We start from the raw sequence: 26,294 nt of genomic DNA, 5'->3' as shown, positions 1-26,294 counted from the left end.
TTTTAATAAGATTTTTATAACAAAAATGAACTACAAATTCAATTTCTTCTATTTTTTAAAATAAAAATTTTTTTTTTAAATACACAATTTATAAAAATATTTATAATTTAAACAACCAATGATGTAGTTTTTTAAAAAATATATAAAAAAAATAAAAATATTTTTTATAAAAAGATAAAAAAAATAAATAAATAATTTAAATTTAAAATTTAAGTACTTAGATTTTAATTTCTATATTTTAATTTATTATTAAAAATAAAAAAATATATCATTAAAAATATTAATTTATATATATAAAAAATATTTTTTTATAAAAGTAATAAAAAGAAAATTATTGTATAATAAAATTATTTATAATTTCAAAAAAAAATTTTTTTAATTTTAACATAGATAATGTTAAAACTATTATGGCTATATAAAAAAAATTTTATAAATAAAATTTTAAATATCAAAAACTATTTTTTACAAAACCTAATTTTTATGAAAAATAAAAAAATATATTATTATTAATAATAAAGAGAAAATATGGAATTTTTATCAAATTACATACTTACAATAAATCCAAAATATTTATTACTAACTATAACAATAGTTTCATTCTTAGAATCTCTAGCTATTATTGGTTTAATCCTACCTGGACTAATATTAATGTCATTATTTGGAACGTTCATAGGAAACGGAAAAATAAACTTTTATTCTGCCTGGATATGCGGATTTATAGGATGTATACTTGGAGATTGGATCTCTTATTATATTGGATATAAATGTAAATGTCAGATTTATAATTTAAAAATATTTAAAAAAAACATTTCTTTAATAGAAAAAATAAAAAAATCACTTTTAAAATATTGTTTTATAACAATATTTATTGGGAAACTTATTGGACCAATTAGACCATTTGTTCCAATTATAGCGGGAACACTAAATTTACCATTAAAAAAAATTATATTCCCCAATTTGATAGGATGTTTAGTTTGGCCTCCACTATATCTAATCCCAGGAATATTTACAGAAATTACTATTAACAACATAAACAAAATAATTAAAAAAAATTCAATAAATATTCAATTAATAAATAAATTTTTTTTATTTATAGTAGTTTTTTTTTCTATATTAACTATAATAAAATATATAAAAAATAAAAATTTTTTTTAAAAAATTTTTATATATTCAAAAAAAATATTACTAATTTTATGAATATGTTACTAATAAAAATTAAAAATTCTTTGTTGTTAAAATAAAAAAAATAAATATTTTTTAAAATTTAAAAAAATATCTAAGTTTAAAAATTTATATTTTTAATTAAGATTGTTACTGAATCTATTATTTTAGAATCTACAGTAACAATTTTATCCTTAAAAGAAATTCATAAATATAATTTTTATAAAAAATTAATAATTAAAAAAAATTAATCTTTTAAATGAAAATCTACATGTAAAATTTTTGTTTTAAAAGCATGCCAATCTAAATTCTTTATTTTAACTAAATATTTTTTATTTTCTACAATTAATATTATATCTTGAATATAAAAATTTTTACTTCTAAAACAATTTATAAACTTATCATGTTCTACTTCAACTCCAAACGTTTTGTTATTCTTACCATAAACTATAGCAGGTAACTTGTTATTTTTTCTAATTCTTCGACTTATTTTACTACCAAATTTTTTTCTAATTTCTGCTATTATCTCAATCATAAACTACAATCCTGTATCAAAGTAAAAAAAATATACATTCATTATATGAAATGATGATTATGTATAAAAATTATTCTTAGAACGTAACCAAAATATTTCTTTTTCCCAATGATCATGATTAGGAGTTTCTAATATCAATGGGATACTACAAAATCTATAATCTTTTATAATCCATGAAAAACATTCATAACCTATTTTACCTTTTCCTAAATTTTCGTGTCTATCAACACGAGAATTCAATTCTTTTTTAGAATCATTTAAATGCATTGCAAATAAAAACTGAAATCCTATAATTTTTTCAAATTTTTTAAAAGTAGAATCGAATGATTCTTTTATTCTCAATTCATATCCTGAAGCAAATAAATGACAAGTATCCAAACAAACTCCAATTCTTGATTTATCTTCTACTTTATCTATAATTTTTGCTAAATGTTCAAAACGATAACCAATACTACTTCCCTGACCTGCGGTATTCTCAATTACTAAAATGATTTTTTCTGTAGATTGAATAGCTATATTAATAGAATCTGAAACGTTTTGTAAACATAAATCTTCACTAATTCTATACAAATGATTTCCTGGATGAAAATTTATAAAACGTAAATTTAATAACTGACATCTTTTAATTTCGTCGATAAAAGACTCTCTTGATTTTTTTAATAAATCCTTATTAGGATGTCCAAGATTAATTAAATAACTAGCATGAGGCAAAATATAATCATACGAAAAGTTATGTTCTTTACATAAATTTTTAAAATTATTAATCTCATCAACTTTCATTGATAAAGATTTCCAACGTCTTTGATTTTTCGTAAAAAAAGAAAATGCATTTGCTTTAATATTAGAAGCGCGAATAACAGATTGACCTACACCACCTAAAGCACTTACATGAGCACCTATATATCGCATCTAAAAATTCCTGTATTATGGAAATAAATAATTATATAACTTTAAAAAATAAATTTTTATGAAAATAATTTTTAAAATATATGAATATAAATTACTTTTTATAAAATACTAAGTATAATCTATATTTTAAAGAAAAAAATATACTTCTAAAATATAAATAATTAATTTTTTTAAATATTTTTTTTATTTATTTTCTAAAAATATTATTTTAATGATCTTTAAATTAAACATATAAAAAAACAAAATATTGATTCAAAAAAAAATGAAAAATACAGAAAAAAGTTTTCAAGAAGTCATTTTTACATTACAAAAATATTGGTCAAAAATAGGTTGCGCAATTATTCAACCAACAGATTTACCCGTTGGAGCTGCTACATTTCACCCAAATAGCTTTTTTGGAACAATAGATTCAAAACCTATATCTATTGCTTTTCTACAAGCTTCTAGAAGACCTAATGATGGTAGATTTGGAAAATCATCGAATAGATTACAACACTATTATCAATTTCAAGTACTTATCAAACCAGTTCCTAAAAATATATTAGATATATATTTAAATTCACTTAAAAAATTAAATATTGATAATTCAATACACGATATACAATTTATAGAAGACGATTGGAAAAATCCAACTTTAGGAGCTTGGGGTATGGGATGGGAAATTTGGTTGAATGGATTAGAAATTACACAAATAACCTATTTTCAACAAATGGGAAGTTTAGATTGTTATCCAATAACTATAGAAATAACATACGGTCTAGAACGTATAGTAGCACACATACAAAATAAAAAAAATGTTTATGAATTAATTTGGTCAAAAAATTATTTACAAACAATTACATACGGAAAACTTTTTTTAAGAAATGAAGTAGAACATTCTAAATATAACTTTGAATTTGCAACTATCGAATTTCTCATTGAAATATTTAAAAAAAATTTAATAGAAGCAGAATTAATGATTGAAAAAAAATTACTATTTCCAGCATATGAATTAATATTACATGCTAATCATATATTTAACTTATTAGAATCGAGACAAGCAATTTCAATTACTGAAAGACAAAACTATATATTAAAAATTAAAGAAATAACAAAAAAAATAGCTAAATCATATTTAAAAAATAAACAACATTATTAAAATTATATAACTTTATATATCATAAAATTATGAAAAAAAAAACATTACTTATAGAATTAGGAACCGAAGATTTACCTGCAAAAAAATTACATAAAATATCTAAATTATTTTTTGAATACTTTAAAAAAGAACTTAATTTAAAAAATATCGATTTCAAAAAAATTTATTCATTTGCTACATCTAGAAGGCTGTCTATAAAAGTAGAAAAATTATTTTTGAAAAATAAAAAAATGGAAATCATAGAAAAAGGACCTTCTATTTCTAATTCTTTTGATAATAAAAAAATACCAACCCTATCTGCTTTATCTTGGACTAAAAAAATTGGAATAAAAATAGAACAAACATTTCGTTTAAAAAACAATTTTGGAGAGTGGATAGCATATAGAAAAATTAAAAAAAGAAAAAAAATTCAAATACTATTAATTCCGATCATAAAAAAAATTATTGAAAAAATTTCGTTTGGAAAACTAATGAGATGGAATGAAACTAATCAAAAATTTTTTAGACCAATAAGAAACATTGCTATAATTCTAGATAAGACAATAATTCCATGTAATATTTTTTCAATTCGTTCTTCAAGAGTTATAATGGGTCATAGATCTTTAGGAAAACAAAAAATATCAATTAAACAAGCATCTGAATATCCAGAAAAATTAATAAAAATAGGAAAAGTAATCCCATGTTTAAAAGAAAGAAAAGAAATTATTCTAAATAAAATAAAAATTATCAACAAAAAAATAAATGGAAAATTAAAAATTAACGAAAAACTGCTTGAAGAAATAACATCATTAGTGGAATATCCAATTGTAAAAATGGCTAATTTTAAAAAAAAATTTTTAATTTTACCAAAAGAAATAATCATATACACTATAGAAAAAGAACAAAAATACTTTCCAATATTTAAAAAAAATAACAAAATTACAAAATTTTTTATTTTTGTAAGTAATATTAAATCTTTAGAAGAAAATAAAATTATTAAAGATCATGAAAAAGTTCTAAATTCACGATTATCAGATGCATATTTTTTCTTTAAAAAAGACCAAAAATATAAATTAAAAGATAGATTACCTTTATTAAAAAAAGTTAATTTTGAAAAAAAACTAGGAAATATGTTCGATAAAACAAATAGAATAAAAAAGATATCTGAATATATTTCTAACAAAATAGAACCAGTTTTAACAAAAAAAACTACTTTTGCAGCTATTATTTCTAAATGTGATTTAATTAGTAATATGGTAAAAACTTATCCAGAACTACAAGGAATAATTGGAATGAGTTATGCATTAAATGAAGGGATAGAACAAGAAATTGCTATTTCTATTAAAGAACAATATAGTCCATCATTTTTGAAAGATAATTTACCAACTAGTAAAATAGGATCTATCTTATCTATATCAGATAAAATTGATTTATTAACAGGTATGTTTTATTTAAAAAAATACCCTTCTGCTGAAAAAGATCCGTTTGCTTTAAGAAGAGCAGCAATAGGAATAATCCGAATCATGATAAAAAAAAAAATGAAAATAAATTTAGAAGAAATAATTAAAACATCATTTAAATTATATTCTAAAAAAAATGATAGTAACGAATCTAAAAAAAAATTAATTTGTTTTTTTTCTAATAGATATTTAGATTGGTATAAAAAAAAAGGCTATGAAACAAATATTATAAAATCCGTACTAAACACAAAACCAAAAAATCCAATAACCGTTGATACTTGTATAAAAATTATCACAAATTTAAAAACAAAAAAAAAATACAATAAATTAATTTCTTTATACAAAAGAATATTTAATATCTTAAAAAAATCAAAATTTAAAATTGAAGAAAAAATTAATAAAAATTTATTTAAAAATAAAGAAGAAAAAAAATTATTTTCTTTAACTAATGATTTAGAAAAAAAAACTAATTTTTTATGTAAAACACAACAACACGATAAGATACTTATTAATCTAATTAATTTAAATAATCCAATAGAGGATTTTTTCAAAATTACAATTATTAATGATAAAAACAAAAAAATAAAAAATAATAGATTAAACTTACTAAACAAAATTAAAAAACTATTTTTTTATATTGCTGATTTTTCTCTTCTTTAAAAAAAATCTAATATAAAAAAAATCGTTTTGAACATTATTTTAAAAATAATTTAAAATAAAAAAATATTTTTGCCACTAGAACTAATCTAAAGTGGTAAAAATATAAAAAATAAAACGTTTTTTAAAATATCCTCCTTTTAGAATTAAAAAATATATTTCACTTTAGTCTTTTCCAAAAAAATTTTTGTAGAAATTTAAAGCAAAATTATCTAATTGACTTTTTTTAATTGCATCTCGAATATTTGACATCAATGTATGGTAATAAAATAAATTATGAATAGTATTTAAACGTATTCCCAAAGTTTCGTTGCATTTATCTAAATGATGCAAATACGAACGAGTAAAATTTTTACATGTGTAACATTTACAAAACTTATCTAAATTTCTAGTATCAAATTTATATTTTGAATTTCTAATTCTAATAATTCCATTAAATACAAATAAATATCCATTTCTAGCATTTCTAGTAGGTAATACACAATCAAACATATCTATTCCAAAACGGACAGATTGTATTAAATCCCACGGTGTACCTACTCCCATTAAATATCTTGGTTTTAAATTTGGCATTTTAGGAACAATCTGTTCAAGTAGTTCAAATAAAACATTTTTTGATTCTCCAACAGCTAAACCTCCTAAAGCATATCCATCAAAATCCAATTTTTTTAATTCTTTTAATGAAAATTCTCGTAAATCTGAATATATTCCACCATGTATGATTCCAAATAAAGAATTTTTATTTTTTAATAAAAAAAATGATTCTTTACTACGTTTAGACCATCTTAAAGATCTTTCCATAGACTTTTTCGATTTCTTCCAACTCAAAGAAGAATAAGGTAAACATTCATCAAAACACATCACAATATTAGACCCAAGATCATATTGAATTTTCATTGATTTTTCAGGAGTAAGTAATGTCTTTTTTCCGCTTTTAGGGTTAATGAACAAAACACCTTCTTCAGTAATTTTAGAAGTCTTTCTTAAACTAAACACTTGATATCCACCAGAATCAGTCAAAATAGGTCCATTCCAATTTATAAATTTATGTAATCCAGAAAACAACTTTATAATTTCTTCTCCAGGTCTAAAATGTAGATGAAGAGTATTTCCTAAAATAATTTTTGATCCTACATTTTTTAAATCATCAACAGACATTGATTTAACTGTTCCATAAGTCCCAACAGGCATAAATACTGGAGTTTTAACAATTAAATTATTTGAAAACTCTAATTCACCACATCTAGCAAATCCATCTTTAAAAGATATTTTAAATTTCAATTTTTTTCCTAAAAAATTTTGTTAATTTTAAAAAAAATAAAAAATAAATAAAAAATAATTTTAATTCTTATCTAAATATCTAATTATTAATTAAATAATTTTTAAAATAAATAACCTAAAATTAATAAAAAAAATAGTTAACAAATTTTTTTTTAATAATAAATAATTATTTTTAAAACACTTTTTCAATTCTATTTTTTAATTTCTGTCCTGCTCTGAAAACTACAACTCTACGAGCTTGTATAGAAACTAATTCTCCTGTTTTAGGATTTCTTCCAGGCCTAGATTTTTTATCTCTTAAAAAAAAATTTCCAAATCCAGATAACTTGACAAATTCTCCTTTTTCTAAAGAAAAAATAACTTCTTTAAAAAATAATCCTACTAATTCTTTTGCATCTCTTTTATTCAATTCAGAATTTTCAAATAAAAATTCTGATATTTTAGATTTAGTTACCACCCTCATAAATTCTATCTCTCAAAACAGCTTGAAATTCTATTTTTAATTTTAAAATACAAGAATTCATAATATTATTTATATCTTTTTCTTTTAGAGTTTTTTCTTCACTATGTAAAAAAAAACTTAAAGATAAACTTTTTTTATCAATTGAAATATTTTTTCCTGTATAAACATCAAATAACTCTACAGAAAAAATATAACTAGAGACATTTTTTTTACAAAATCTAACAATATCAAAAACTGGTATAGCTTTATCAACAACAATAGAAATATCTCTACGAGATGACGGAAAAATTGATATATTTTTTATTTTTTTGTCTCTTTTTTTAATAAATTTTAAACAAAAAATTTCAAAAAGAATAACTGAATTTTTTAAATTTAATTTACTTTGTATTTTAGGATGTAATACTCCAATACTACCAATTCTATTATTTAATTCGTAAATCCCAGCACTCATTCCTGGATGTAAACAAGATATTTTTTCCTTTCTAAAAATAATATTTTCTAAAGAACCATTTATTTCAAAAATAGATTCAATATCCCCTTTCAAATCATAGAAATCATTTCTTTTTTTAATCTTATTCCAATGTATTGAACTACAAAATTCATTTAATAATCCAGATATAAAAATTTTTTGTTTAATTTTACATTTTTCATTTAATTTATCAAAACACATTCCAATTTCAAACAAACGAGACGTTTTAACTTGTCTACTTTCATTATATAAAAAAGTATTCAATAAACCAACCCATAAAGTTGATCTCATAACAGACATTTCAAACGATATTGGGTTTTCTATATATATATTTTTTTTGTCTGGAAATAATATCTTTTGAATTTTTGGATTGATAAAACTATAAGTAATTACTTCGTGATATCCTTTATCTACTAATAGTAATCTTATTCGTTCTAAAAAAGAATCTAAATATTGAAAACTTGAATTAAACAAAAAACTTTTTTCTAATATTATAGAAGGTATTCTTTCATAATTATAAATTCTTATAATATCTCCTATAACATCCTCTTCAATTTTTATATCAAATCTCCAAGTAGGAACTTCTATAAACCAAGTTTCTTGTTTATATTCAATTATTTTATATCCTAATCTAGATAAAATATTAGTAATATTATCTTTTTCAATAAAAAAACCTAAAATTTTATTAATTTTACTAAATTTTAAAGAAATATAATTTGAATTAAAATGATTTTTTAATCTCTTAACAACTATTGTTTCAACAACTTCACCTCCTAATAAATCAATTAAAAATTTAGTAGTATATTCAAAAACAAATTCTTGAATTTTATAATCTAATCCTTTTTTTAAACGAATAAATAAATCATTTTTAATATCGATTTTTGGATTAAAAGAAAAAACAAAACTATTTAACTTATAAAAATTCATAGAACCTAAAAATATACTTCTTGTATTTAAAGAGACTTTAGCAAAATCAGAAGTTAATATACCATATAAAGATAAAATTTCATTATTTTCGTTAGATATAACAACACTATTATTATCAGTGATATTAATTTTTTTATTTTTAAAAAAAAAGACATCATTAGAATTAGACATTCTAACACATATTTTTTTACAAGAAATTTTATCTGCATCAAAAATATGTATAATTTGATTAAATTCTAATATAATATAATTAATTATATTTTCTATAACATCTTCTTCTACAAAAGAAAAAGATTGACGCAATCTTTCCCTTATTAAAAAAGGAATATTCTGATTTTGAATTTTAACATTCTTAATAATTCTACCAATATATTTTATTGAAAAAAAATTATTAGTGGAAAGTTCTATTTTTAAATTTTTGTTTACTATTTTTTTTTTTATAATTTTAATATTATAATTAGAAAATTTTAAACTATCGTTTAATAAATATAATTCTCTAGCAATTCCAAAAATAGACAACAAATCAGATCTATTTGGCGGTATAGAAATAGAAATTATTTTATCAAATTTAGAAAATAATCTTCTAACATCAGTACCTACTGAAATATCATTAGAAAACCTTATTTTTTCTTCTTTATTATTATTTTCTATTTCTAAATCTAAAAAAGAACAAATAATTCCTTCTGATCGAACTCCTTTTAAAAAAATTGTATCAATACGAATACCATTTTTAGGTAATATTGATCCTCGTAATGCTATTGCTATTCTCGTATTTTTTGTAATATTAGAAAAACTACTTACTACTTGATAAGTAATACTTAATCCTACATTAACTTCATATACAAATAATTTTTCTGATTTACAATGTGGAATAACATTAACTATTTTTCCTACTACTACCCCAAAAAAACTACCAGAAATTGGTTTAATAAAATCAATTTCTATACCACAATTAGACAATTTGTTACAAAGTTCTGTAGTTGTTATTTTTGGATAATTAATCCATTCTCTAAGCCATTCTTCACTAAATTTCATTTAAAAAAACCTTTTATTAAAATTGCTTAAGAAATCTAATATCATTTTCAAAAAAAGATCTAATATCTTTTATTCCATATTTTATCATAGCAATTCTTTCTATTCCAATTCCAAAAGCAAACCCTAAATACATTTTAAAATCAATATTTAATGTTTTTAAAACATTTGGATGAACCATTCCGCAACCCAATACTTCTATCCATGCACTATTTTGCATTTGAATATCTACTTCCATAGAAGGAGTTGTAAACGGAAAATAAGAACTTCTAAATCTCATTTTTATATTCTCCCCAAAAAAAAACTGTATAAATCTTTGAATAATCCATTTCAAATTAGATAAATTAATATTACTATCAATAACTAATCCTTCCATTTGATGAAACATCGGAGTATGTGTACAATCATTATCATTTCTATATACTTTTCCAGGCATAATCATTCTAATGGGAGGAGTTTTATTTTTCATAGAACGAACTTGCATGCTAGAAGTTTGTGTTCTTAATAAGAATTGTGAATTAATCCAAAAAGTATCTTGTTTACTACGAGATGGATGATCATTAGGAACATTTAAAGCATCAAAATTATGATATATATCTTCTATTTCCGGACCGTTTTTAAGTTCAAATCCTAATCCAAAAAAAAATTTTTTTAACTTATTTATGGTCTTAATTATAGGATGAATAGATCCAAAATTATTTTTATTTCCTGGTAAAGAAACATCTAAATTTTGTTTTTTTAAAAAATCTTCCAAAAACATTTTTCTCAAAAAAATTTTTTTTTTTTGTATTTTAAATTTAATATTTTCTTTAATTTTATTTACAAAAATTATTTTTTTTAAATTATCATCTTTCTTATCAAAAAAACTTTTGTTGATAGAACATAGTTCTTTTATTTTTTCATTTAAAAATCCTTTTTTACCCAAGTAAAAAACTCTAATTTTTTCTAATTCAATAATATCTTTTGAATTATTAATTTTAGATTCAATTGAATCTCTTAAAAAATACATTTCTTTCATAATTGTTCCAAACAACAAATCTTATTTCTAAAAAAATAATTTTTTAAAATAAAAAAATGAGGAAGTATATATCCTCCCTCCCCCACGACAAATTTAAATAAAATCTTTTTGATCTAAAGACGATTTAACTTCTTCTACTATTTTTTTAAAAGAAACAAAATCAAAAAAAGCAATATTTGATAATATTTTTCGATCTATAATAATTGAAGATTTTTTCAAACCAAAAATAAATTTACTATAAGACAATCCAAAATTTCGTACAGCTGCATTAATTCTAGAAATCCACAATTTACGAAATTGTCTTTTTTTTTGTCTTCTATCACGATATGCATATTGACCTGATTTAATAACAGCCTGATAAGCTACTCTATAAACACGAGATCTAGCTCCATAATATCCTTTTGCTTTATTCAAAATTTTTTTATGACGAGCTTTTGCTGTTACCCCTCGCTTTACTCTGGTCATAAATTTATTCTCCTATCTTATTTTTTACTATTTATTTAAAATATATTTCTTATCTATAAGGGAAAAATGAAACTACTGTTTTTTGATCCCCTTTAGATACAATAGTTTTTAGCCTGAGATGTCTTTTATATTTTTTATTTTTTTTAGTTAACAAATGTCTTAAATTAGATTTTTTTCTAATAAATTTTCCAGATGAAATCTTTTTAAAACGTTTTGCTGCACTACGCAACGTTTTCATTTTTAACATAATAAAAAAACCCTTTTTAAAAAAATATAAAAATAAAAAAATATTTTATTAAATATATTTTTTAATACTCAAAATTTATCTTTTTTTAGGAGATAATATCATTATCATTTGTCTTCCTTCTATCTTTAAAGGAAAACTTTCAACCACAGAAACAGTAAATAAATCTTTTTTTAATCTATATAAAATATTCATACCTATTCTTTGATGAGCCATTTCCCTACCACGAAATCTTAAAGTAATTTTAACTTTATTACCATCATTTAAAAATCGAATTAAATTTCTTAATTTTACTTGATAGTCACTTTCTTCTGTACTAGGACGAAATTTAACTTCTTTAACATGAATAATTTTTTGTTTTTTCTTTTGCTCTTTAGAATATTTACTTTTTTTATAAAGAAATTTACCGTAATCCATAATACGACAAACAGGAGGTTCTGCATTTGGACTAATTTCAACTAAATCTAAACCTTGTTCAAAAGCTATTTTCAAAGCCTCTTTTAAAGAAACAATTCCAATTTGTTCTCCATCTAATCCAGTTAATCTTATTTCTACCGATTTAATTTCTTTATTAATTCGATTAGGACGTATTGTATGAATTCTTCTTCTAACTTTAATTCTTTATTCCTCCAAATAATGATTACTATAAGTAAATATTTCTAATTGTATTTTTTTAATAATTCTACCAAAATCTACAAGATTGAAACTTTTACCTAATCTAGTCCGTACAGTCACTTTAGATTTTTTTATTTCTTCATCACCACATATAAAAATATAAGGCACTCGAGAAATCGTATGATCTCTAATTTTTACATTTATTTTAACATTTCTGATGTCTGATTTTACACGAATTCCTAATTTAAATATTTTATTTGTTAATTTTTCTACATAACTCGAATGAACTGGATTAATACTAATAACTACAACTTGTAATGGAGACAACCAAATTGGTAAAAAACCTGCGTATTCTTCAATTAAAATACCAATAAAACGTTCTATTGAACCTAAAATTGCTCTATGAATAATAACTGGGTTTTTTTTTTCATTGTATTTATTTATATAAAAAGAATTTAATCTACTAGACAAATGAAAATCTAACTGAATAGTTCCACATTGCCACATTCGATTTAAAGAATCTTCTAAAATTAATTCGATTTTAGGTCCATAAAAAGCTCCTTCTCCTATTTGATATTCAAATTTCAAATTATTCCTTTTCAATACTTGTAATAAATCTGATTCTGCACGATCCCATGTTTGGTTTAAACCAATTCTATTTTTTGGTCGAGTAGATAGCTTTAAATGAATTTTTTTAAATCCAAATATCTTGTAAATATCAAAAATCATTGAAATACAAATTTCTATTTCATTTTGTACTTGTTCTTCACTACAAAATATATGAGCATCATCTTGAGTAAAATATCTTACTCTCATTAAACCATGCATAGACCCTGATGGTTCTTTTCTATGACAACTACCAAATTCAGATAACCTAAAAGGAAGATCTTTGTACGACTTTAAACCTTGATTAAATATTTCTACATGACCAGGACAATTCATTGGTTTAATACAATAACTTCTATTTTCTGAAGAAGTTGTAAATATTGAATTTTTATAATTTTCCCAATGACCACTTTTTTTCCAAACCATTTCATCTAATAATATAGGTGTTTGTACTTCTTTATAATTGTATTCCAGTAATTTTTTTCTAATAAAATCTTTTAATAATCTAAAAACAATCAATCCATCGGAATGCCAAAAAACCATTCCTGGAGAGTTTTCATTTATATGATAAAAATTTAACTTTTTCCCAATAATACGATGGTCTCTTTTTTTGTCCAATCGTATATTTCTATTTTCATTTTTCAACATTATTTCCGTTAATATTTTTAAAAAAAATTAAAAATTTTTTAATTTTTATAACTTTTACTATTATTAAAAAAATATATTTTTTTAAAATCTAACTAAAATAAAAAATAAATTTTATATTTTTATTTAAAAAAATTTTTTTTTAAACAGACTTTTTTTATTGAATAAAAAAATTAAAAGTAATTCATATTATAAAAAAACAATGTTTTTATTTTTTACATACAATACTTCAAATAAAAAAAATATACAATAAAAGATAAAAAAACAAAAATTATAAATAAAATATTTATGCATTCATTTTTTTCGCAAAAAAAATGAAAAATTTATAAAAAATTTTATTATTAAAATACTTAAACATTAATTTTTAATTATAAATTAAATTATTATTAATAAAATAAAAAAATTTAATTGTTAAGTTTTTTTAATTGAATTATTAAAAGAATAATAATTTTAAAAAACTAAAAACGACTATCTACTGAACAAGCTAATTCTTCTAAAATAATTTTACTATCTTTCCAATTTAAACATGAATCAGTAATAGATTGTCCATAAACTAAATTTTTTCTATCAGAATTAACTTTTTGAGAACCCTCTGTTAAAAAACTTTCTATCATTACTCCTGAAATACAATCAATACCATTTTTTATCTGTTTAGATACGGAAGAAGAAACCTTTTTCTGTAATTTATGTTGTTTTAAAGAATTCCCATGACTAAAATCAATCATCAAATATTCATTTAAAGAAAAATTCTTCAATTTTTTAACAGTTTTAGAAATATCAGAGAAATGATAATTAGGTTTTCTACCTCCTCTCATAATTATATGACTATAAGGATTTCCACTTGTATGATTTATAGTCATTTGTCCATTCTTATTCGGTGCTAAAAATAAATGTCTTTCCTTAATTGCTCTAATAGCATCAATAGCAATATCAATATTTCCATCAGTACCATTTTTAAACCCAACTGGACAAGATAATGCTGAAGCCATTTCTCTATGAATTTGACTTTCAGTTGTTCTTGCTCCTATTGCTCCCCAGCTGATTAAATCAGCAATAAACTGCCCTATAACCATATCTAAAAATTCAGTAGCTGCAGGCATTCCTATAGAATTAATATCTAATAATAACTTTCTAGCAACCGATAAACCATGATTAACTCTAAAACTACCATTTAAATCTGGATCAGCAATTAATCCTTTCCATCCAACAACAGTTCTAGGTTTTTCAAAATAAGTTCTCATAACAATCTCTAAACGATCCTTATACTGATCTCTCAAAATATTTAAACGATGAGCATAATCCATAGCTGCTATAGGATCATGAACCGAACAAGGTCCAATAACTACCAATAATCGTTTGTCTTCACCTGTAATAATCTTTGCTATATTGTTTCTAGTCAAAATTACATTATCTATAACTTTTGAAGTTACTGGATATTTTTTTGATAACTCTAATGGAGTAACTAATGGATCTATTCTAACTGTTCTCAATTCGTCTGTTTTTTTCATATTTTTCTCCATGCTACAATTTATATTTCTATAATTTATATTTTCTTTATTTATATTAAAAAAATTTTTTAAACTAATTTTAACAAAACTATTCTTAATTAATCTTAATAAAAATTAAATCCATACCCCTATTTTTATTAAAAATTAAAAAATTTTTTATCTTTCATATTTTTTTGTTAATAACATTGTATTATAGATTTTTAATCTAAATTAAAGAACAAACAATCTCTTTTATAAAAAAATAATCTATTTAAAAAAAAATAATTCTGAAAACATATTTAAATTTAAAAAAAAATATAAAAATAAAATTAAAAAAATAGAATAACTTATTAAAAAAAAAAAAAACAATCAATATTAAAATAAAAAAATATATTTAATTCTAAAAAATATTTAAATTATATATGTAAATATCTAAAAAAATTAAAAAAAATTATTCTTAATTGAACTAAATAAATTGTTTTTTTTTAAAAAAATATCTCTAAATCGAAATTCTTATAAAAATAAAAAAAATTAATAATACTTAGACATGCTTTTTCTATTAAAAATCCAGAAATCCTTTTTTCATTACAATATAACAAAATTCTAAAGAAAACTATTCAAATAAAATGTGAATTAATAAAAAACTAACATTTTAGATTAAATTTCTAAAAAAAATATTAATAAAGAAATTTAAAGAAAAATACATATAATAATCATTATTATGATATTAAGATTTTAAAAAATCTATTTTTATAAAATAAATATTATTATTATAACTAATAATACAAACATCTTAAAAAAAATAACAGGAATATCTAGAAAAAAACCTTTTATATTTTAACATCTAAAAAATTGATTCAATCAATTTAAGAAATTTTGTTTATTTAATAAATAATTTATAAAAAAAATATAAAAAAACCGTTTATATTTTAATTCTAAAAAATAATTTCTAAAAAATGTTTAAATTTTCAACGTTAATAACTGAATTTAAAAAAATATTCTTTTCAGAAAAAAAGGAAAAAATTTTAAAAATAAAAAAAATTAATAAAAAAATTAATTTTAAAAATCTATACATTTTTTAATGTAATACATGTATAATTATTTATAAAAACTTTTTATAATTTTAAAAAAAATTGTTTTAAAAAAATTTTTTGTAAAAAAAATCAATAAATTAAATTAATTAATCTAAAAAAATATTTAAAAATTTAACAAAAATTCCTCTGTATAGTTTTATAAAAAAATTTTAATTTAGTTTAAAATACTTCTTTACAATCAGTTTATATTGTTCATTTAATAAATAAAAAAATAAAAATAAAAAACATATCTATAAAATTCTATGAAAGATAAAAATAATACATCCTCTTTAACAATTTTAAACAAAACTAATAATCAATACATAAAAATTACTAAAAACGCTGAAAAACAAATTAAAAAACTAATCTTTAAAAAAAAAAATATAGGAATTAGAATTAATATTAAAAAATCTGGTTGTGCTGGATTTAAATATTATTTAGAAAAAATAAAAAAAACAAAAAAAAAAGATTTAATCTTTAACTATTCAAATTTTATTATTTGTATACCTATAGAAAATATTTCAATAATAAATGGACTAAAAATAGATTATAAAAAGGAAGGAATTAATAAAATATTCAAATTTAAACATCCAAAAATAGAAAATTTTTGTGGTTGTGGTAAGAGTTTTAATTTAAAATTAAAATAATTTTATTAATATAAAAATCTATTCCCAACACAACAAAGAAAAATTTTTTTTACCTTTTTGTAATAGAGTAAATCGATTAAATAATTTTTCATTATTAGATATAATATGATTTTCATTCAATTCTTTTTTCATATTTATAGAAATTGCATTGGAAAGAATCATTTTTTTTGATTGTGTATTAGAAGATGATAAAAAAGAAATTACTAATGCTTCTTTTAGAGATATATTTCCTTTAATTTTAACAGAAGATAAACCATCTTTTTCTAATTGTTGAAAATCAGAAAATTTTAACTTTTCTAGTTTACCAGAAAACAAAGATTCAGTAATTCGAACTGCTGACTTCATTGCTGATTCTCCATGCACTAATTTTGTTATTACTTTAGCTAATTTAATTCTATCACAACAAAAAGATTTGTTTTTTAAATTGTTTTCAAATTCCATTTGATCAATATTTTTACAACTATAAAACGTGAACCACTTGAAAAAAGAATATACATCTTTATCTTCTATATTTATCCAAAATTGATAAAACATATATGGACTAGTTTTAGATGGATCTAACCAAATTGGTTTACCTTCACTTTTTCCTATTTTTTCTCCAGAACTATTAACAAGTAAGGGAACAGTCAATCCAAAAACTTTATTTCCAGATAATCTTTTTACTAAATGGATACCTGATGCAATATTACCCCATTGATCTGAACCTCCTATTTGCAAACTAACTTTATATTTTTTATATAAAAAATAAAAATCGTACGATTGCAATAAACTATAAGAAAATTCTGTAAAAGAAATCCCATTTCCTATACGATCAACTCTACTTTTTACCGAATCTCTAGAAATCATTCTATTAATTGAAAAATGTTTACCAATATCACGTAAAAAATAAATGATTTCTAATTTTTTAAACCAATTATAATTATTTAAAATAATTACATTATTTAATTGATTATCGCAACTTAAAAAAGAAGAAATCTGAAACGATATTTTTTTATTCCAATTTTTTATATCATTAACAGTATTTAATACTCTTTCTTTTTTTTTAAAACTAGGATCTCCAATTAAACTAGTAGCTCCTCCTATTACAACTACAGGAACAAAACCAAAATTTTGGAAACGTTTTAAAACTAGTAAAGGTATCAAATGTCCTAAATGGAGACTTTCAGCAGTAGAATCAAAACCACAGTAAACAGAACGCAATTTAAACAATTTAATTTTTTCAACTATTTTTTGTTCATTACTCATTTGAAAAATTAAATTTCTTGATCTTAAATCATCAATTATATTTTCAAACATAATAATTTATTCCTAAGTTTTAATTTCTTTTAATTACTGATTTATAACTAAAATTTTTATAAAAAAATAAAACCATAAAAAATTTATATCTTTAACAAAATTTTAAAAATTAATATCAATAAATTTAAATTAAATAAATTTTGTTCATTTTCAAAAATAATAGTTTTTTTTCAATTAAAAATCAACTGGGTCTAAATCTATTTTCCACTTAATTTTTTTAAAATATCTATTTTTTTTAATAATAATAATTAATTTCTTTAAAAATTTATATGTACTACGTCTAGTAGACGTCTGTAAAACAAGAATATGAGAATTATATTTAAAAATAAAATTTTTAAAATTAAATATTGGACCATAAATCCATAAAGATTCTGAACTAATTATGCATTTTTCAAAAATTATAGTTTTTAAAAAAGAAAAAAAATCAATACAATAATTTAAATCTTCGTTAACAACACTTATTATGGCATGGTTTGTAAAAGGAGGAAGTTTCATTTTTTTACGAAAAAAAAACAAATATTTAGAAAAACTATAATAAGTATTATGTTTCATTAAATTTATAAGATAATTATCTTTAGTAAAGATAGTTTGAAAGAAAAATTCAATAATCTTAGTGCATTTTGAAAACAAATTAATCATTTGAAAATAAAACTGAGAAAAATATTCAAAAATACGATAACTATAAAAATAAAAAATATCATCTATAGAAGAAAAAATAATAATCCTTTTTTGAATATTAGAAAAAATAGATAAATTTTCTTTTTTATTAGATATAAAAATATAGGAATAATTATAATTAAAATTTAATTTTTTAAATTCTAAATAAAAATCTTTGTTTAAAATTTTAAAAAAATATTTTTTATTATTTTTTAAAAAAATTTCCTTTACTAACTTAATTAAATCGTTAAAACCATATCTTTTGATTTTAAAAAAAACCGAACTACAACTCAAACATACAGATGGTTTAGAAATACTAAACAAACAACTTCTACAAAATAAAATATTTTTTTGAAAATCAAAAACATAAAGACAACAACATATTAAACATCTTGCTTCCCAATTACATTTTTTACAAACTAATTTAAAAAAAAACTGTATTGATTCATTAAAAATTAAGATTATAGAGTTATTCTTTTCTAAAGAATATTTAATATATTCTATTAATTCATAAGAAAATATTTCATAAAAACAGCCTCTATTTAAATTTATCGAATTTTTCTTTACTATTTTAAGTTTTTTGTCTTCAGAAAAAAAATTGATATTCAATTTTTTATATTTTCCAATTTTTAAATTATATAAACTTTCTAAAGAAGGAGTATTTGATTGAAGAATTATTGAAATATTTTCAATTTTAGCTCTTAAAATAGCTAAATTTCTTATATTAAAAGATATCGAACCCGATCTTTTATAAGAAAGATCATGTTCTTCAACAACTAGAATTAAACCAAGACAGGAAAAAGGCATAAACAAAGATCTAGAAGTTCCAACTAATATTGCAATTTCTGAATTATTTATTTTATTCCAAAGTAAAACATGTTTTCTATTAGAAGATTTTGAATGTATATAATCAATAGGAAAATCAAAAAAAGATTTGATGTAAGAAAAATAAATATATACATAAACTTTGTTAGGAACTAAAATTAATATCTGAGATCCTTTATTTAAAATTAAATTAAATAATCTAATAAAAAAAATATCCTTTAAAAAAACTATTTGGATAGAATTTAATAAATATACAGAAAAAAATTTTCTATATATTCCAAAATTCAAAAAAATTTTTTTTTCTTTAATTTTTTTTGTCAAAAATTTAAATTTATTCATATTTAACCAAGTAGATTCCTTTCTAGAAATCAAAGAAAAGGTGCATAATCCATCATTTTTTAATTTTTTTAAAGAAGAAGAAGAAATTTTAAATTTTATTAATTCACAAGAAAATATATTTTTTTTTTTTAAAACTACTAAAAAATTTAATAATTTTTTATTATATGAAAAAATATTTAAATCAATTTTTTTACCTTTTTTTGTTATTTTCCACTGAAAAAATAAATCTCTTTGCAAAAATCCATTTTTTTTTAATAGTTTAGGCAAAAAATAAAACAAAGTATAACCAAATGGTTGAAAATAATATTTTGAAATCCAATTTAAAAAACTTAAAAAATTAGTAGTATAAATAGAATTTTTATCAATTAAAGAATAAATTCTTCTTAACTTTCTACAATTATCTTTTCTTTCCAAGCTAAAAGAAACAATAATACCTACTAATCTTAATTTTTTAAATGGAGCTAAAACACGACACCCTATTATAGAAACATCTATAATTTCATTTTTTAAAAACAAATATTCAAATTTTTTTTCCGAAAATATAGGAAAAACTACACTTATTGCATTCAAATTGTATCCAATTTTATAGTGTTTTCTTATAAGAAATAAAAATATCAAAATAATCTTTGAAAATCAAATCTTAAATTTAAATTTTATTAATAAATGAATATTATATATATTCAAAGATGTCGTAAAAAATTTCAAAAAATATTTATAAAAAATTAAATATTTTTATTTTTAAATTCACATAGTTTATTAATCAAACAAAAATTACATTTCATTTTTCTAGCAGTACAAATGTATCTTCCATGCAAAACAAACCAATTATGAAAATTCAATTTAAATCTATTAGGAATAAGTTTTATTAGTTTTTTTTCTAACAAAAGATAATTGTTGTCTACAGCAAAATTAGTTCTATTACAAACACGATAGACATGAGTATCTATTCCAATTGTTCTTTTTTTTAAAAAAATATTTAAAAATACATTAACAGTTTTTCTTCCTACACCAGGTAATTGTAATAGACTAGATCTAGTTCCTGGAACCTTTCCAGAGTATTTTTTATTTAAAATTTTAGATATTTTAATAATATAATCAGCTTTTTTGTTATAAAAATTAATATTTTTTATATATTTTTTTAATCTATTTAATCCTAATCGAATAATTTTTTCTGGATTATTTGCTATTAAAAATAATTTTTTTGTAGATTTATTAACTATGGAATCCCTAGTTCTAGAAGATAATAAAATTGCTGTTAACAACTCAAATGAATTTTTATATTCTAATTCTGTTTTTGGAAATGGATCATTTTTTTCGAATATTCTTAAAATTTCTAATCTTTTTAATTTGTTCACTTTTTAATCATTATTTAAATAAATAAAAATAAAAAAATTTTAAATAACTAAAATTCAAAAAAAAAATAATTTAAAAACTTAATCATTAAAAAAATAAATAAATTAAATCCATATGAATTAATTAAAACCTAAATAGATATTTTAAAAAAAAAATATATTTTTTAATCATCTAAAAAAAATAAATATTTTAATTAAAAAATTAAACAAAAAAATTTTTGTTCTTCAAAACTGTGTCTACAATTACTTTTGTAATATAATCAACCTCAATATTAACAATGTCTCCAATTATTCTATTACCTATATTTGTTCTGACTAAAGTATCAGGAATTAAATGAATAAAAAAAGATTTTTGTTTAACTTTTCCTACTGTTAAACTAATTCCATCTACACAAATAGAACCTTTTTCAATTAAATATTTAATAAATTTTCTATTTTTTATGACTAATTTAATAGATTTGTTTTTATTACAATTTTCTATTTTTAAAATAGAAGCTGTTGTTGAAACATGTCCATATATAATATGACCACCAATTTCTTCAGAAAACTTCTTAGACTTTTCTAAATTTAAATAATCATTAATTTTTAAAGAATAAAAATTAGTAGAATTAAAAGTTTCTTCAATTATCTGAAAATCAATTAAATTACCATTAATCTTAACTATACTTAAACAACATCCATTATTAGATATCGAAGAACCTAATTTTAAATTATTAAAAAAATTTAAATCTTCCACCAAAACGGTTAATGATAAAATACCATTTTTCTTTTCAAAAAAAACAACTTTTGCTATCGTATCAATAATTCCTGTAAACAAAATTAATTAACTCCTATTAAATAAATTTAAATTTTTAAATCTAAAAAAATAAACTATAAAATTTTTAAAATACTAAAATATTGCAATGTGAAAAATAGTTATGTTAAAATAAAAGATTAATAAAAAAACTTTAAATTTATTTAATTTAATTTAAACGTCCGTAACTCAGTTAGGTAGAGTGTCACCATGACATGGTGAAAGTCAGTGGTTCAAATCCACTCGGACGTATATAAAATTTTTATCTCTATGAAAAAATTTATTAAAAAAAAAAAAATAGAAAAATTCACTTTAATTAAAAAAATTATTGAAAAATATAAAAAAAATAAATTTTTAATTGCATATAGCGGTGGAATTGATTCAACAGTTTTATTGTATAAATTCATATTTCTAAAAAGAAAAGATAGAAAAATTAAATTTAGAGTAATACACATTAATCATTCCGTACAGAAAGAATCGTATAATTGGAGTCAATTCTGTGAAAATATATGCAAAAAAGAAAAAATAAACATTATAATAAAAAAGATAAAAAATAATTATATTAAAAAATATGGACTTGAAGCTGATTTAAGAAAACAAAGATACAAAGAAATTAAAAAAGAAATAAAAAAAAATGAAATTTTATTAACAGCTCATAATTTAGATGATCAATGTGAAACATTTTTTTTAGCTTTAAAACGAGGAAGTGGTCCAACTGGACTTTCATCTATGCCTTATAAAAAAAATATTGGCAAAAATCTACATATTAGACCTTTTTTGAACGTAACAAAAAAAAAAATAACCCAATGGGCTGTTGAAAAAAAATTAACTTGGATAGAAGACCCGTCTAACAAAAATATAAAAAATGACAGAAATTTTATAAGAAAAAAAATTATTCCACTATTTGAATCTAGATGGAATTTTTTTAAAAATACTTGTTATAGAAGTATTAAAATTTGTTCTAAAGAAAAAAAAATATTAGAAGATTTAACTAAAAAAACTATAAATAAAAAAATTCAAAAAAATAAATCATTAAACATAGATGGATTTGAAAATCTAAAAAAAACTTTTATATATTTAATTTTAAGAAATTGGATTTCTTTACATAAAAAAAAAAATCCATCATATAAAATGATAACACAAATATATAAAAAAGTAATTTTAATGCCACAAAATACTAATCCTGTTTTGTTGTTCAAAACATATAAAATATGTCGATACAAAAAATCTATCTACATAATAGACAAAAAAAAAGAAAATAAAAATATAATTTTATTCTGGAAAAATACAAGCAAACCACTTGTATTACCAAACGAATTAGGATTACTTAAAACAAAAAAAATAAATAATAAAGAAACTAAAACATCAATAAATAAAAATAAAAAATTACTGATTAATATACGATTTTTAATAAAAAATCAAACAGTTTTTTGTATAAAAAACAATAAAAAAACAACAATTAAAAATTTTTGGAATGAAAATAATATACCAATTTGGAATAGAACTAAAATCCCATTTTTATACTTTAACAATAAGTTTATCATAGCATTCAACCATTTTTCATCTTTTAAAAAGAAAACAACATTAAAGAAATATTTTAATATTTATTGGGAAAAAAATAAAAATTGAAAAAAATTATACTTCTAAAAATTAACTTTAAAAAAATAAAGTATTTATTTTTTCAATAAAAAATCAACCTTATTTTTATCCAATCTTAAATAAAGAGGTGAAAAATAAGAGATTTTATGATTTAATAATGGAATATTTATATCTTTCCAAGATAATTTCGTATTCAAAAAAAGTTCTGTTTTTTTAGCTAATACAGTAGTAATAGGTTTTAAATAAATCATCAAAATACGAAAAATATTTATTACTGTTGTACAAATTAATTGTGCTTCTTTTATGAGAGAATCATTCCTATTATAAATTTTAACTATATTCCAAGGCTTCCTTAAATTAATATACCTATTTCCTAAATCAGCTAAAGAAATAATCAAAATAATCGCTTTCTTATATTCTCGATTAAGTATTAAATGTAAAACATCTTCACTAGCATTAATTACTTTATTGTATAAATTGCTGTTATCAATAACATCAGATAAAATATTATTAAAATAAGAATTTATTATTTTACCAGATCTAATTGCTAAATTTACTACTTTATTTACTAAATCAGAATTTACTTTCTGTATTATTTCTACTAAATCAACTTCAATATCTTCAATTTTAGAAGATAATTTAGAAGCATAATAATAACGAATACTATCTGAATCAAAATGTTTAATCCAATCTTTTGCTAATATAGCTAAACCTTTAGATTTAGAAATTTTTTTTCCTTTAATAGTAACATAACCATGAACAAAAATTTTAGTTGGTTTTCTAAAACCACTACCTTCTAGTATAGATGGCCAAAATAAACTATGAAAATAAATTATATCCTTTCCAATAAAATGATATAAATCACTATTTTTATTACTATTCCAATACTCACTAAAAGAAATATTTGATTTTTTTTTACAAAGTTTTTTGAAACAACTCATATAACCAATAGGCGCATCAAACCAAACATAAAAATATTTCTTTGAAAAATTTGGAATTTTAAATCCAAAATAAGGGTGATCTCTTGAAATATTCCATTCTTTCAAACCAGTAATGAACCATTCTTTAGTTTTATTTAAAACAAATTTAGATAACACTCCAGAATTAATCCATTTAATTAACATATCTTTAAAAAACGGCAAATCAAAAAACAAATGTTTTGAACGACGCAGAATAGGTCTCTTTTTAGATAAACAAGAAACAGGATCGATTAATTCATGTGGTTCATAAATAGAACCACAGACTTCACAATTATCCCCAAACTGATTAGGAGAAAAACAAATCGGGCATCCTCCTAAAATCAATCTATCGGGAAGAAAAATATTCTCTTGTAAATCATACATTTGTAAAACATATCTTTTTTTTATTAAACCTTTTTTCATAAGAGATAAAAAAATCTTCTTCACAAAATAATAATTTTCTTTTGTATGTGTAGAAGAATAATAATTGTGTGAAATATCAAAAGAAATGAAATCTTTTTTATGTTCTTCTAATATTAAAGAAATGAAATCTTCTGGAACTATTTTTTTTTTTTTAGATTGCAACATAATAGCTGTACCATGACTATCATCCGAACAAATAAACCATACTGTATTTCCTTGCATTCGTTGAAAACGAACCCAAATATCTGCTTGAATTTGTTCTAATAAATGACCCAAATGAATAGAACCGTTTGCATATGGAAAAGCACAAGTTACTAAAATTTTCTTTTTAATCTTTAACATATATATTTAAATCTCCTAATAAAAAATATAAAAAAATAATATAAAAATATTTTTGTTAAAATACAAAAAATGATAATTCTTAAATTTTTATTTATTTAAATAAATAAAAAATATCTAAATTTAATTTTTAATTAATTATTTTTTTTAATCTATTTGACTTGAAATAATATTCAACTGATTAAAATATTTAGCACTAGAACGAACATCATACGGTCTAACTGAAATACTAGACAAAATTTCAAAACTAATAGCACCTATCAACATTCCAGGTTTTAAAGCTAAAGTTACTTTTCCACAATTAAAAAATTCTAATACAATTTTTCCCTTCCAACCAGGATCTATTCTATGTGCAGTAGCATGTATCATTAAACCTAATCTAGCTAAAGAAGAACGACCATCCAACCATCCTATTAAATTATTTGGTATAATTATTTCTTCTTTAGTAATACCAAGCGAAAGAGATCCAGGCTGTAAATAAAAAAAATCTTTATTCGACAAAATAATTTCCGAACTCATAATTCTATTTTTGTAATTATTAATTTTATTACTAGAACCACTTAAGTCAATAAAAGGTAAAGAATAATCTTTAAAAACTCTAAATTGATTTCCTAATCTCAAATCTATTGTTGCTCCATTTATAAATTTCTTTTTAGGAGTTGGAATTACTTGTAATAATCCTTTATTTAACCATATTTCAATATCTTTATCTGACAATCTCATAAGCATTCCTATAAAAATTCTATGAATTAAATTAAAATTAACTAAAAAAATTCTTAATTTTTAATTAATATTCTTATTAAAACTAATAGAGATGCTAATAAACATCCCAATTTCTAAGATATAGAAATAAAAATACAGAAGAAGAAGAAGAAAAAGAAGAAGAAGAAGAAAAAAAAAA

Annotated in this window: 21 protein-coding genes, 1 tRNA gene and 1 pseudogene; 6 read left to right on the top strand and 17 right to left on the bottom strand. The window is 20.3% G+C overall.

The genetic code is table 11. The features are described from left to right. Nucleotides 1-525: 525 nt before the first annotated feature. Nucleotides 526-1,155 carry a DedA family protein gene (locus AB4W66_RS00605; protein WP_367674965.1) on the top strand — a complete coding sequence of 210 codons (630 nt, stop codon included), beginning with the start codon at nucleotides 526-528 and terminating at the stop codon, nucleotides 1,153-1,155. 253 nt (nucleotides 1,156-1,408) lie between these two features. On the opposite strand, the gene rplY is transcribed toward AB4W66_RS00605, so the two are convergent. Both rplY and nfo read right to left on the bottom strand, forming a co-directional pair. Beyond that, nucleotides 1,409-1,696, bottom strand: a complete 288-nt coding sequence (rplY, locus tag AB4W66_RS00600) for a 50S ribosomal protein L25 (RefSeq protein ID WP_367674964.1) — start codon at nucleotides 1,694-1,696, stop codon at nucleotides 1,409-1,411. A 57-nt stretch (nucleotides 1,697-1,753) separates the two neighbouring features. Next, nucleotides 1,754-2,605: a deoxyribonuclease IV gene (nfo, locus tag AB4W66_RS00595; RefSeq protein WP_367674963.1), complete on the bottom strand. Its 852-nt coding sequence runs from the start codon at nucleotides 2,603-2,605 to the stop codon at nucleotides 1,754-1,756. A 262-nt stretch (nucleotides 2,606-2,867) separates the two neighbouring features. Here nfo and glyQ point away from each other — a divergent pair, with 262 nt between their 5' ends. Continuing rightward, nucleotides 2,868-3,743: a glycine--tRNA ligase subunit alpha gene (gene glyQ / locus AB4W66_RS00590; protein ID WP_367674962.1), complete on the top strand. Its 876-nt coding sequence runs from the start codon at nucleotides 2,868-2,870 to the stop codon at nucleotides 3,741-3,743. Nucleotides 3,744-3,772: 29 nt separating this feature from the next. After that, entirely contained in the window at nucleotides 3,773-5,842 is a 2,070-nt protein-coding gene (gene glyS / locus AB4W66_RS00585) for a glycine--tRNA ligase subunit beta (RefSeq protein WP_367674961.1), read from the top strand. 162 nt (nucleotides 5,843-6,004) lie between these two features. On the opposite strand, the gene tgt is transcribed toward glyS, so the two are convergent. From tgt to AB4W66_RS00540, 9 genes and pseudogenes are all read right to left on the bottom strand, one after another. Beyond that, nucleotides 6,005-7,120 (bottom strand): tRNA guanosine(34) transglycosylase Tgt, encoded by a 1,116-nt coding sequence (tgt, locus tag AB4W66_RS00580; RefSeq protein WP_367674960.1) that lies wholly within the window; start codon nucleotides 7,118-7,120, stop codon nucleotides 6,005-6,007. 172 nt (nucleotides 7,121-7,292) lie between these two features. Beyond that, nucleotides 7,293-7,583, bottom strand: coding sequence for an integration host factor subunit alpha (locus AB4W66_RS00575; RefSeq protein ID WP_367674959.1), 291 nt, complete (start codon nucleotides 7,581-7,583; stop codon nucleotides 7,293-7,295). Further along, nucleotides 7,567-10,014, bottom strand: a complete 2,448-nt coding sequence (gene pheT / locus AB4W66_RS00570; RefSeq protein ID WP_367674958.1) for a phenylalanine--tRNA ligase subunit beta — start codon at nucleotides 10,012-10,014, stop codon at nucleotides 7,567-7,569. Before pheT ends, AB4W66_RS00575 begins: the two co-directional genes overlap by 17 nt. A gap of 16 nt (nucleotides 10,015-10,030) precedes the next feature. Beyond that, nucleotides 10,031-11,029: a phenylalanine--tRNA ligase subunit alpha gene (gene pheS / locus AB4W66_RS00565; RefSeq protein ID WP_367674957.1), complete on the bottom strand. Its 999-nt coding sequence runs from the start codon at nucleotides 11,027-11,029 to the stop codon at nucleotides 10,031-10,033. A gap of 93 nt (nucleotides 11,030-11,122) precedes the next feature. After that, nucleotides 11,123-11,494 carry a 50S ribosomal protein L20 gene (gene rplT, locus AB4W66_RS00560; RefSeq protein ID WP_367674956.1) on the bottom strand — a complete coding sequence of 124 codons (372 nt, stop codon included), beginning with the start codon at nucleotides 11,492-11,494 and terminating at the stop codon, nucleotides 11,123-11,125. 49 nt (nucleotides 11,495-11,543) lie between these two features. After that, a complete protein-coding gene (gene rpmI, locus AB4W66_RS00555; RefSeq protein WP_367674955.1) occupies nucleotides 11,544-11,741 on the bottom strand; it encodes a 50S ribosomal protein L35 in 198 nt (65 codons plus the stop codon). Between the two features lie 75 nt (nucleotides 11,742-11,816). Further along, entirely contained in the window at nucleotides 11,817-12,356 is a 540-nt protein-coding gene (gene infC / locus AB4W66_RS00550; RefSeq protein WP_367675073.1) for a translation initiation factor IF-3, read from the bottom strand. A 3-nt stretch (nucleotides 12,357-12,359) separates the two neighbouring features. After that, nucleotides 12,360-13,568 (bottom strand): annotated as a pseudogene (gene thrS / locus AB4W66_RS00545) (threonine--tRNA ligase); the annotation flags it as partial. Between the two features lie 494 nt (nucleotides 13,569-14,062). Next, entirely contained in the window at nucleotides 14,063-15,112 is a 1,050-nt protein-coding gene (locus AB4W66_RS00540; protein ID WP_367674954.1) for a 3-deoxy-7-phosphoheptulonate synthase, read from the bottom strand. 1,315 nt (nucleotides 15,113-16,427) lie between these two features. Here AB4W66_RS00540 and AB4W66_RS00535 point away from each other — a divergent pair. Further along, entirely contained in the window at nucleotides 16,428-16,811 is a 384-nt protein-coding gene (locus AB4W66_RS00535; RefSeq protein WP_367674953.1) for an iron-sulfur cluster assembly accessory protein, read from the top strand. A gap of 18 nt (nucleotides 16,812-16,829) precedes the next feature. Here the strand turns inward: AB4W66_RS00535 and tyrS are convergent, their stop codons facing one another. From tyrS to AB4W66_RS00515, 4 genes are all read right to left on the bottom strand, one after another. Further along, complete coding sequence (gene tyrS, locus AB4W66_RS00530) at nucleotides 16,830-18,107, bottom strand: tyrosine--tRNA ligase (RefSeq protein ID WP_367674952.1); 1,278 nt, start codon at nucleotides 18,105-18,107, stop codon at nucleotides 16,830-16,832. Nucleotides 18,108-18,281: 174 nt separating this feature from the next. Beyond that, nucleotides 18,282-20,498, bottom strand: coding sequence for a hypothetical protein (locus AB4W66_RS00525; protein ID WP_367674951.1), 2,217 nt, complete (start codon nucleotides 20,496-20,498; stop codon nucleotides 18,282-18,284). A gap of 152 nt (nucleotides 20,499-20,650) precedes the next feature. Continuing rightward, nucleotides 20,651-21,283: an endonuclease III gene (nth, locus tag AB4W66_RS00520; protein ID WP_367674950.1), complete on the bottom strand. Its 633-nt coding sequence runs from the start codon at nucleotides 21,281-21,283 to the stop codon at nucleotides 20,651-20,653. 199 nt (nucleotides 21,284-21,482) lie between these two features. Then, complete coding sequence (locus AB4W66_RS00515) at nucleotides 21,483-22,097, bottom strand: riboflavin synthase subunit alpha (protein ID WP_367674949.1); 615 nt, start codon at nucleotides 22,095-22,097, stop codon at nucleotides 21,483-21,485. 154 nt (nucleotides 22,098-22,251) lie between these two features. Between AB4W66_RS00515 and AB4W66_RS00510 the strand changes: the two genes are divergently transcribed. Both AB4W66_RS00510 and tilS read left to right on the top strand, forming a co-directional pair. Beyond that, nucleotides 22,252-22,325, top strand: a tRNA-Val gene (locus AB4W66_RS00510). 18 nt (nucleotides 22,326-22,343) lie between these two features. Beyond that, the gene (gene tilS, locus AB4W66_RS00505) at nucleotides 22,344-23,702 is read left to right on the top strand and encodes a tRNA lysidine(34) synthetase TilS (RefSeq protein ID WP_367674948.1); all 1,359 of its coding nucleotides are present in this window, start codon (nucleotides 22,344-22,346) and stop codon (nucleotides 23,700-23,702) included. A 44-nt stretch (nucleotides 23,703-23,746) separates the two neighbouring features. On the opposite strand, the gene metG is transcribed toward tilS, so the two are convergent. Both metG and dcd read right to left on the bottom strand, forming a co-directional pair. Continuing rightward, the gene (gene metG, locus AB4W66_RS00500; protein ID WP_367674947.1) at nucleotides 23,747-25,396 is read right to left on the bottom strand and encodes a methionine--tRNA ligase; all 1,650 of its coding nucleotides are present in this window, start codon (nucleotides 25,394-25,396) and stop codon (nucleotides 23,747-23,749) included. 144 nt (nucleotides 25,397-25,540) lie between these two features. Further along, nucleotides 25,541-26,116: a dCTP deaminase gene (gene dcd / locus AB4W66_RS00495; RefSeq protein ID WP_367674946.1), complete on the bottom strand. Its 576-nt coding sequence runs from the start codon at nucleotides 26,114-26,116 to the stop codon at nucleotides 25,541-25,543. Between the last annotated feature and the right edge of the window lie 178 nt (nucleotides 26,117-26,294).

The sequence above is a fragment of the Buchnera aphidicola (Tetraneura ulmi) genome (assembly GCF_964058925.1).
In the GTDB taxonomy this organism is placed as follows: Bacteria; Pseudomonadota; Gammaproteobacteria; order Enterobacterales; family Enterobacteriaceae; genus Buchnera_D; species Buchnera_D aphidicola_B.
The sequence above is the reverse complement of the archived record's forward strand: the minus strand, read 5'-3'. Positions and strand labels throughout refer to the sequence as shown.

What these genes read in the sequence shown, in the direction of transcription:
- AB4W66_RS00605 (WP_367674965.1), top strand. Translation starts at nt 526, where the DNA reads ATGGAATTTTTATCAAATTACATACTTACAATAAATCCAAAATATTTA.
- tyrS (WP_367674952.1), bottom strand. Translation starts at nt 18,107, where the DNA reads ATGTTTGAAAATATAATTGATGATTTAAGATCAAGAAATTTAATTTTT.
- tilS (WP_367674948.1), top strand. Translation starts at nt 22,344, where the DNA reads ATGAAAAAATTTATTAAAAAAAAAAAAATAGAAAAATTCACTTTAATT.
- rplY (WP_367674964.1), bottom strand. Translation starts at nt 1,696, where the DNA reads ATGATTGAGATAATAGCAGAAATTAGAAAAAAATTTGGTAGTAAAATA.
- pheT (WP_367674958.1), bottom strand. Translation starts at nt 10,014, where the DNA reads ATGAAATTTAGTGAAGAATGGCTTAGAGAATGGATTAATTATCCAAAA.
- metG (WP_367674947.1), bottom strand. Translation starts at nt 25,396, where the DNA reads ATGTTAAAGATTAAAAAGAAAATTTTAGTAACTTGTGCTTTTCCATAT.
- rpmI (WP_367674955.1), bottom strand. Translation starts at nt 11,741, where the DNA reads ATGTTAAAAATGAAAACGTTGCGTAGTGCAGCAAAACGTTTTAAAAAG.
- nfo (WP_367674963.1), bottom strand. Translation starts at nt 2,605, where the DNA reads ATGCGATATATAGGTGCTCATGTAAGTGCTTTAGGTGGTGTAGGTCAA.
- AB4W66_RS00575 (WP_367674959.1), bottom strand. Translation starts at nt 7,583, where the DNA reads ATGAGGGTGGTAACTAAATCTAAAATATCAGAATTTTTATTTGAAAAT.
- dcd (WP_367674946.1), bottom strand. Translation starts at nt 26,116, where the DNA reads ATGAGATTGTCAGATAAAGATATTGAAATATGGTTAAATAAAGGATTA.
- glyQ (WP_367674962.1), top strand. Translation starts at nt 2,868, where the DNA reads ATGAAAAATACAGAAAAAAGTTTTCAAGAAGTCATTTTTACATTACAA.
- AB4W66_RS00540 (WP_367674954.1), bottom strand. Translation starts at nt 15,112, where the DNA reads ATGAAAAAAACAGACGAATTGAGAACAGTTAGAATAGATCCATTAGTT.
- rplT (WP_367674956.1), bottom strand. Translation starts at nt 11,494, where the DNA reads ATGACCAGAGTAAAGCGAGGGGTAACAGCAAAAGCTCGTCATAAAAAA.
- pheS (WP_367674957.1), bottom strand. Translation starts at nt 11,029, where the DNA reads ATGAAAGAAATGTATTTTTTAAGAGATTCAATTGAATCTAAAATTAAT.
- AB4W66_RS00535 (WP_367674953.1), top strand. Translation starts at nt 16,428, where the DNA reads ATGAAAGATAAAAATAATACATCCTCTTTAACAATTTTAAACAAAACT.
- glyS (WP_367674961.1), top strand. Translation starts at nt 3,773, where the DNA reads ATGAAAAAAAAAACATTACTTATAGAATTAGGAACCGAAGATTTACCT.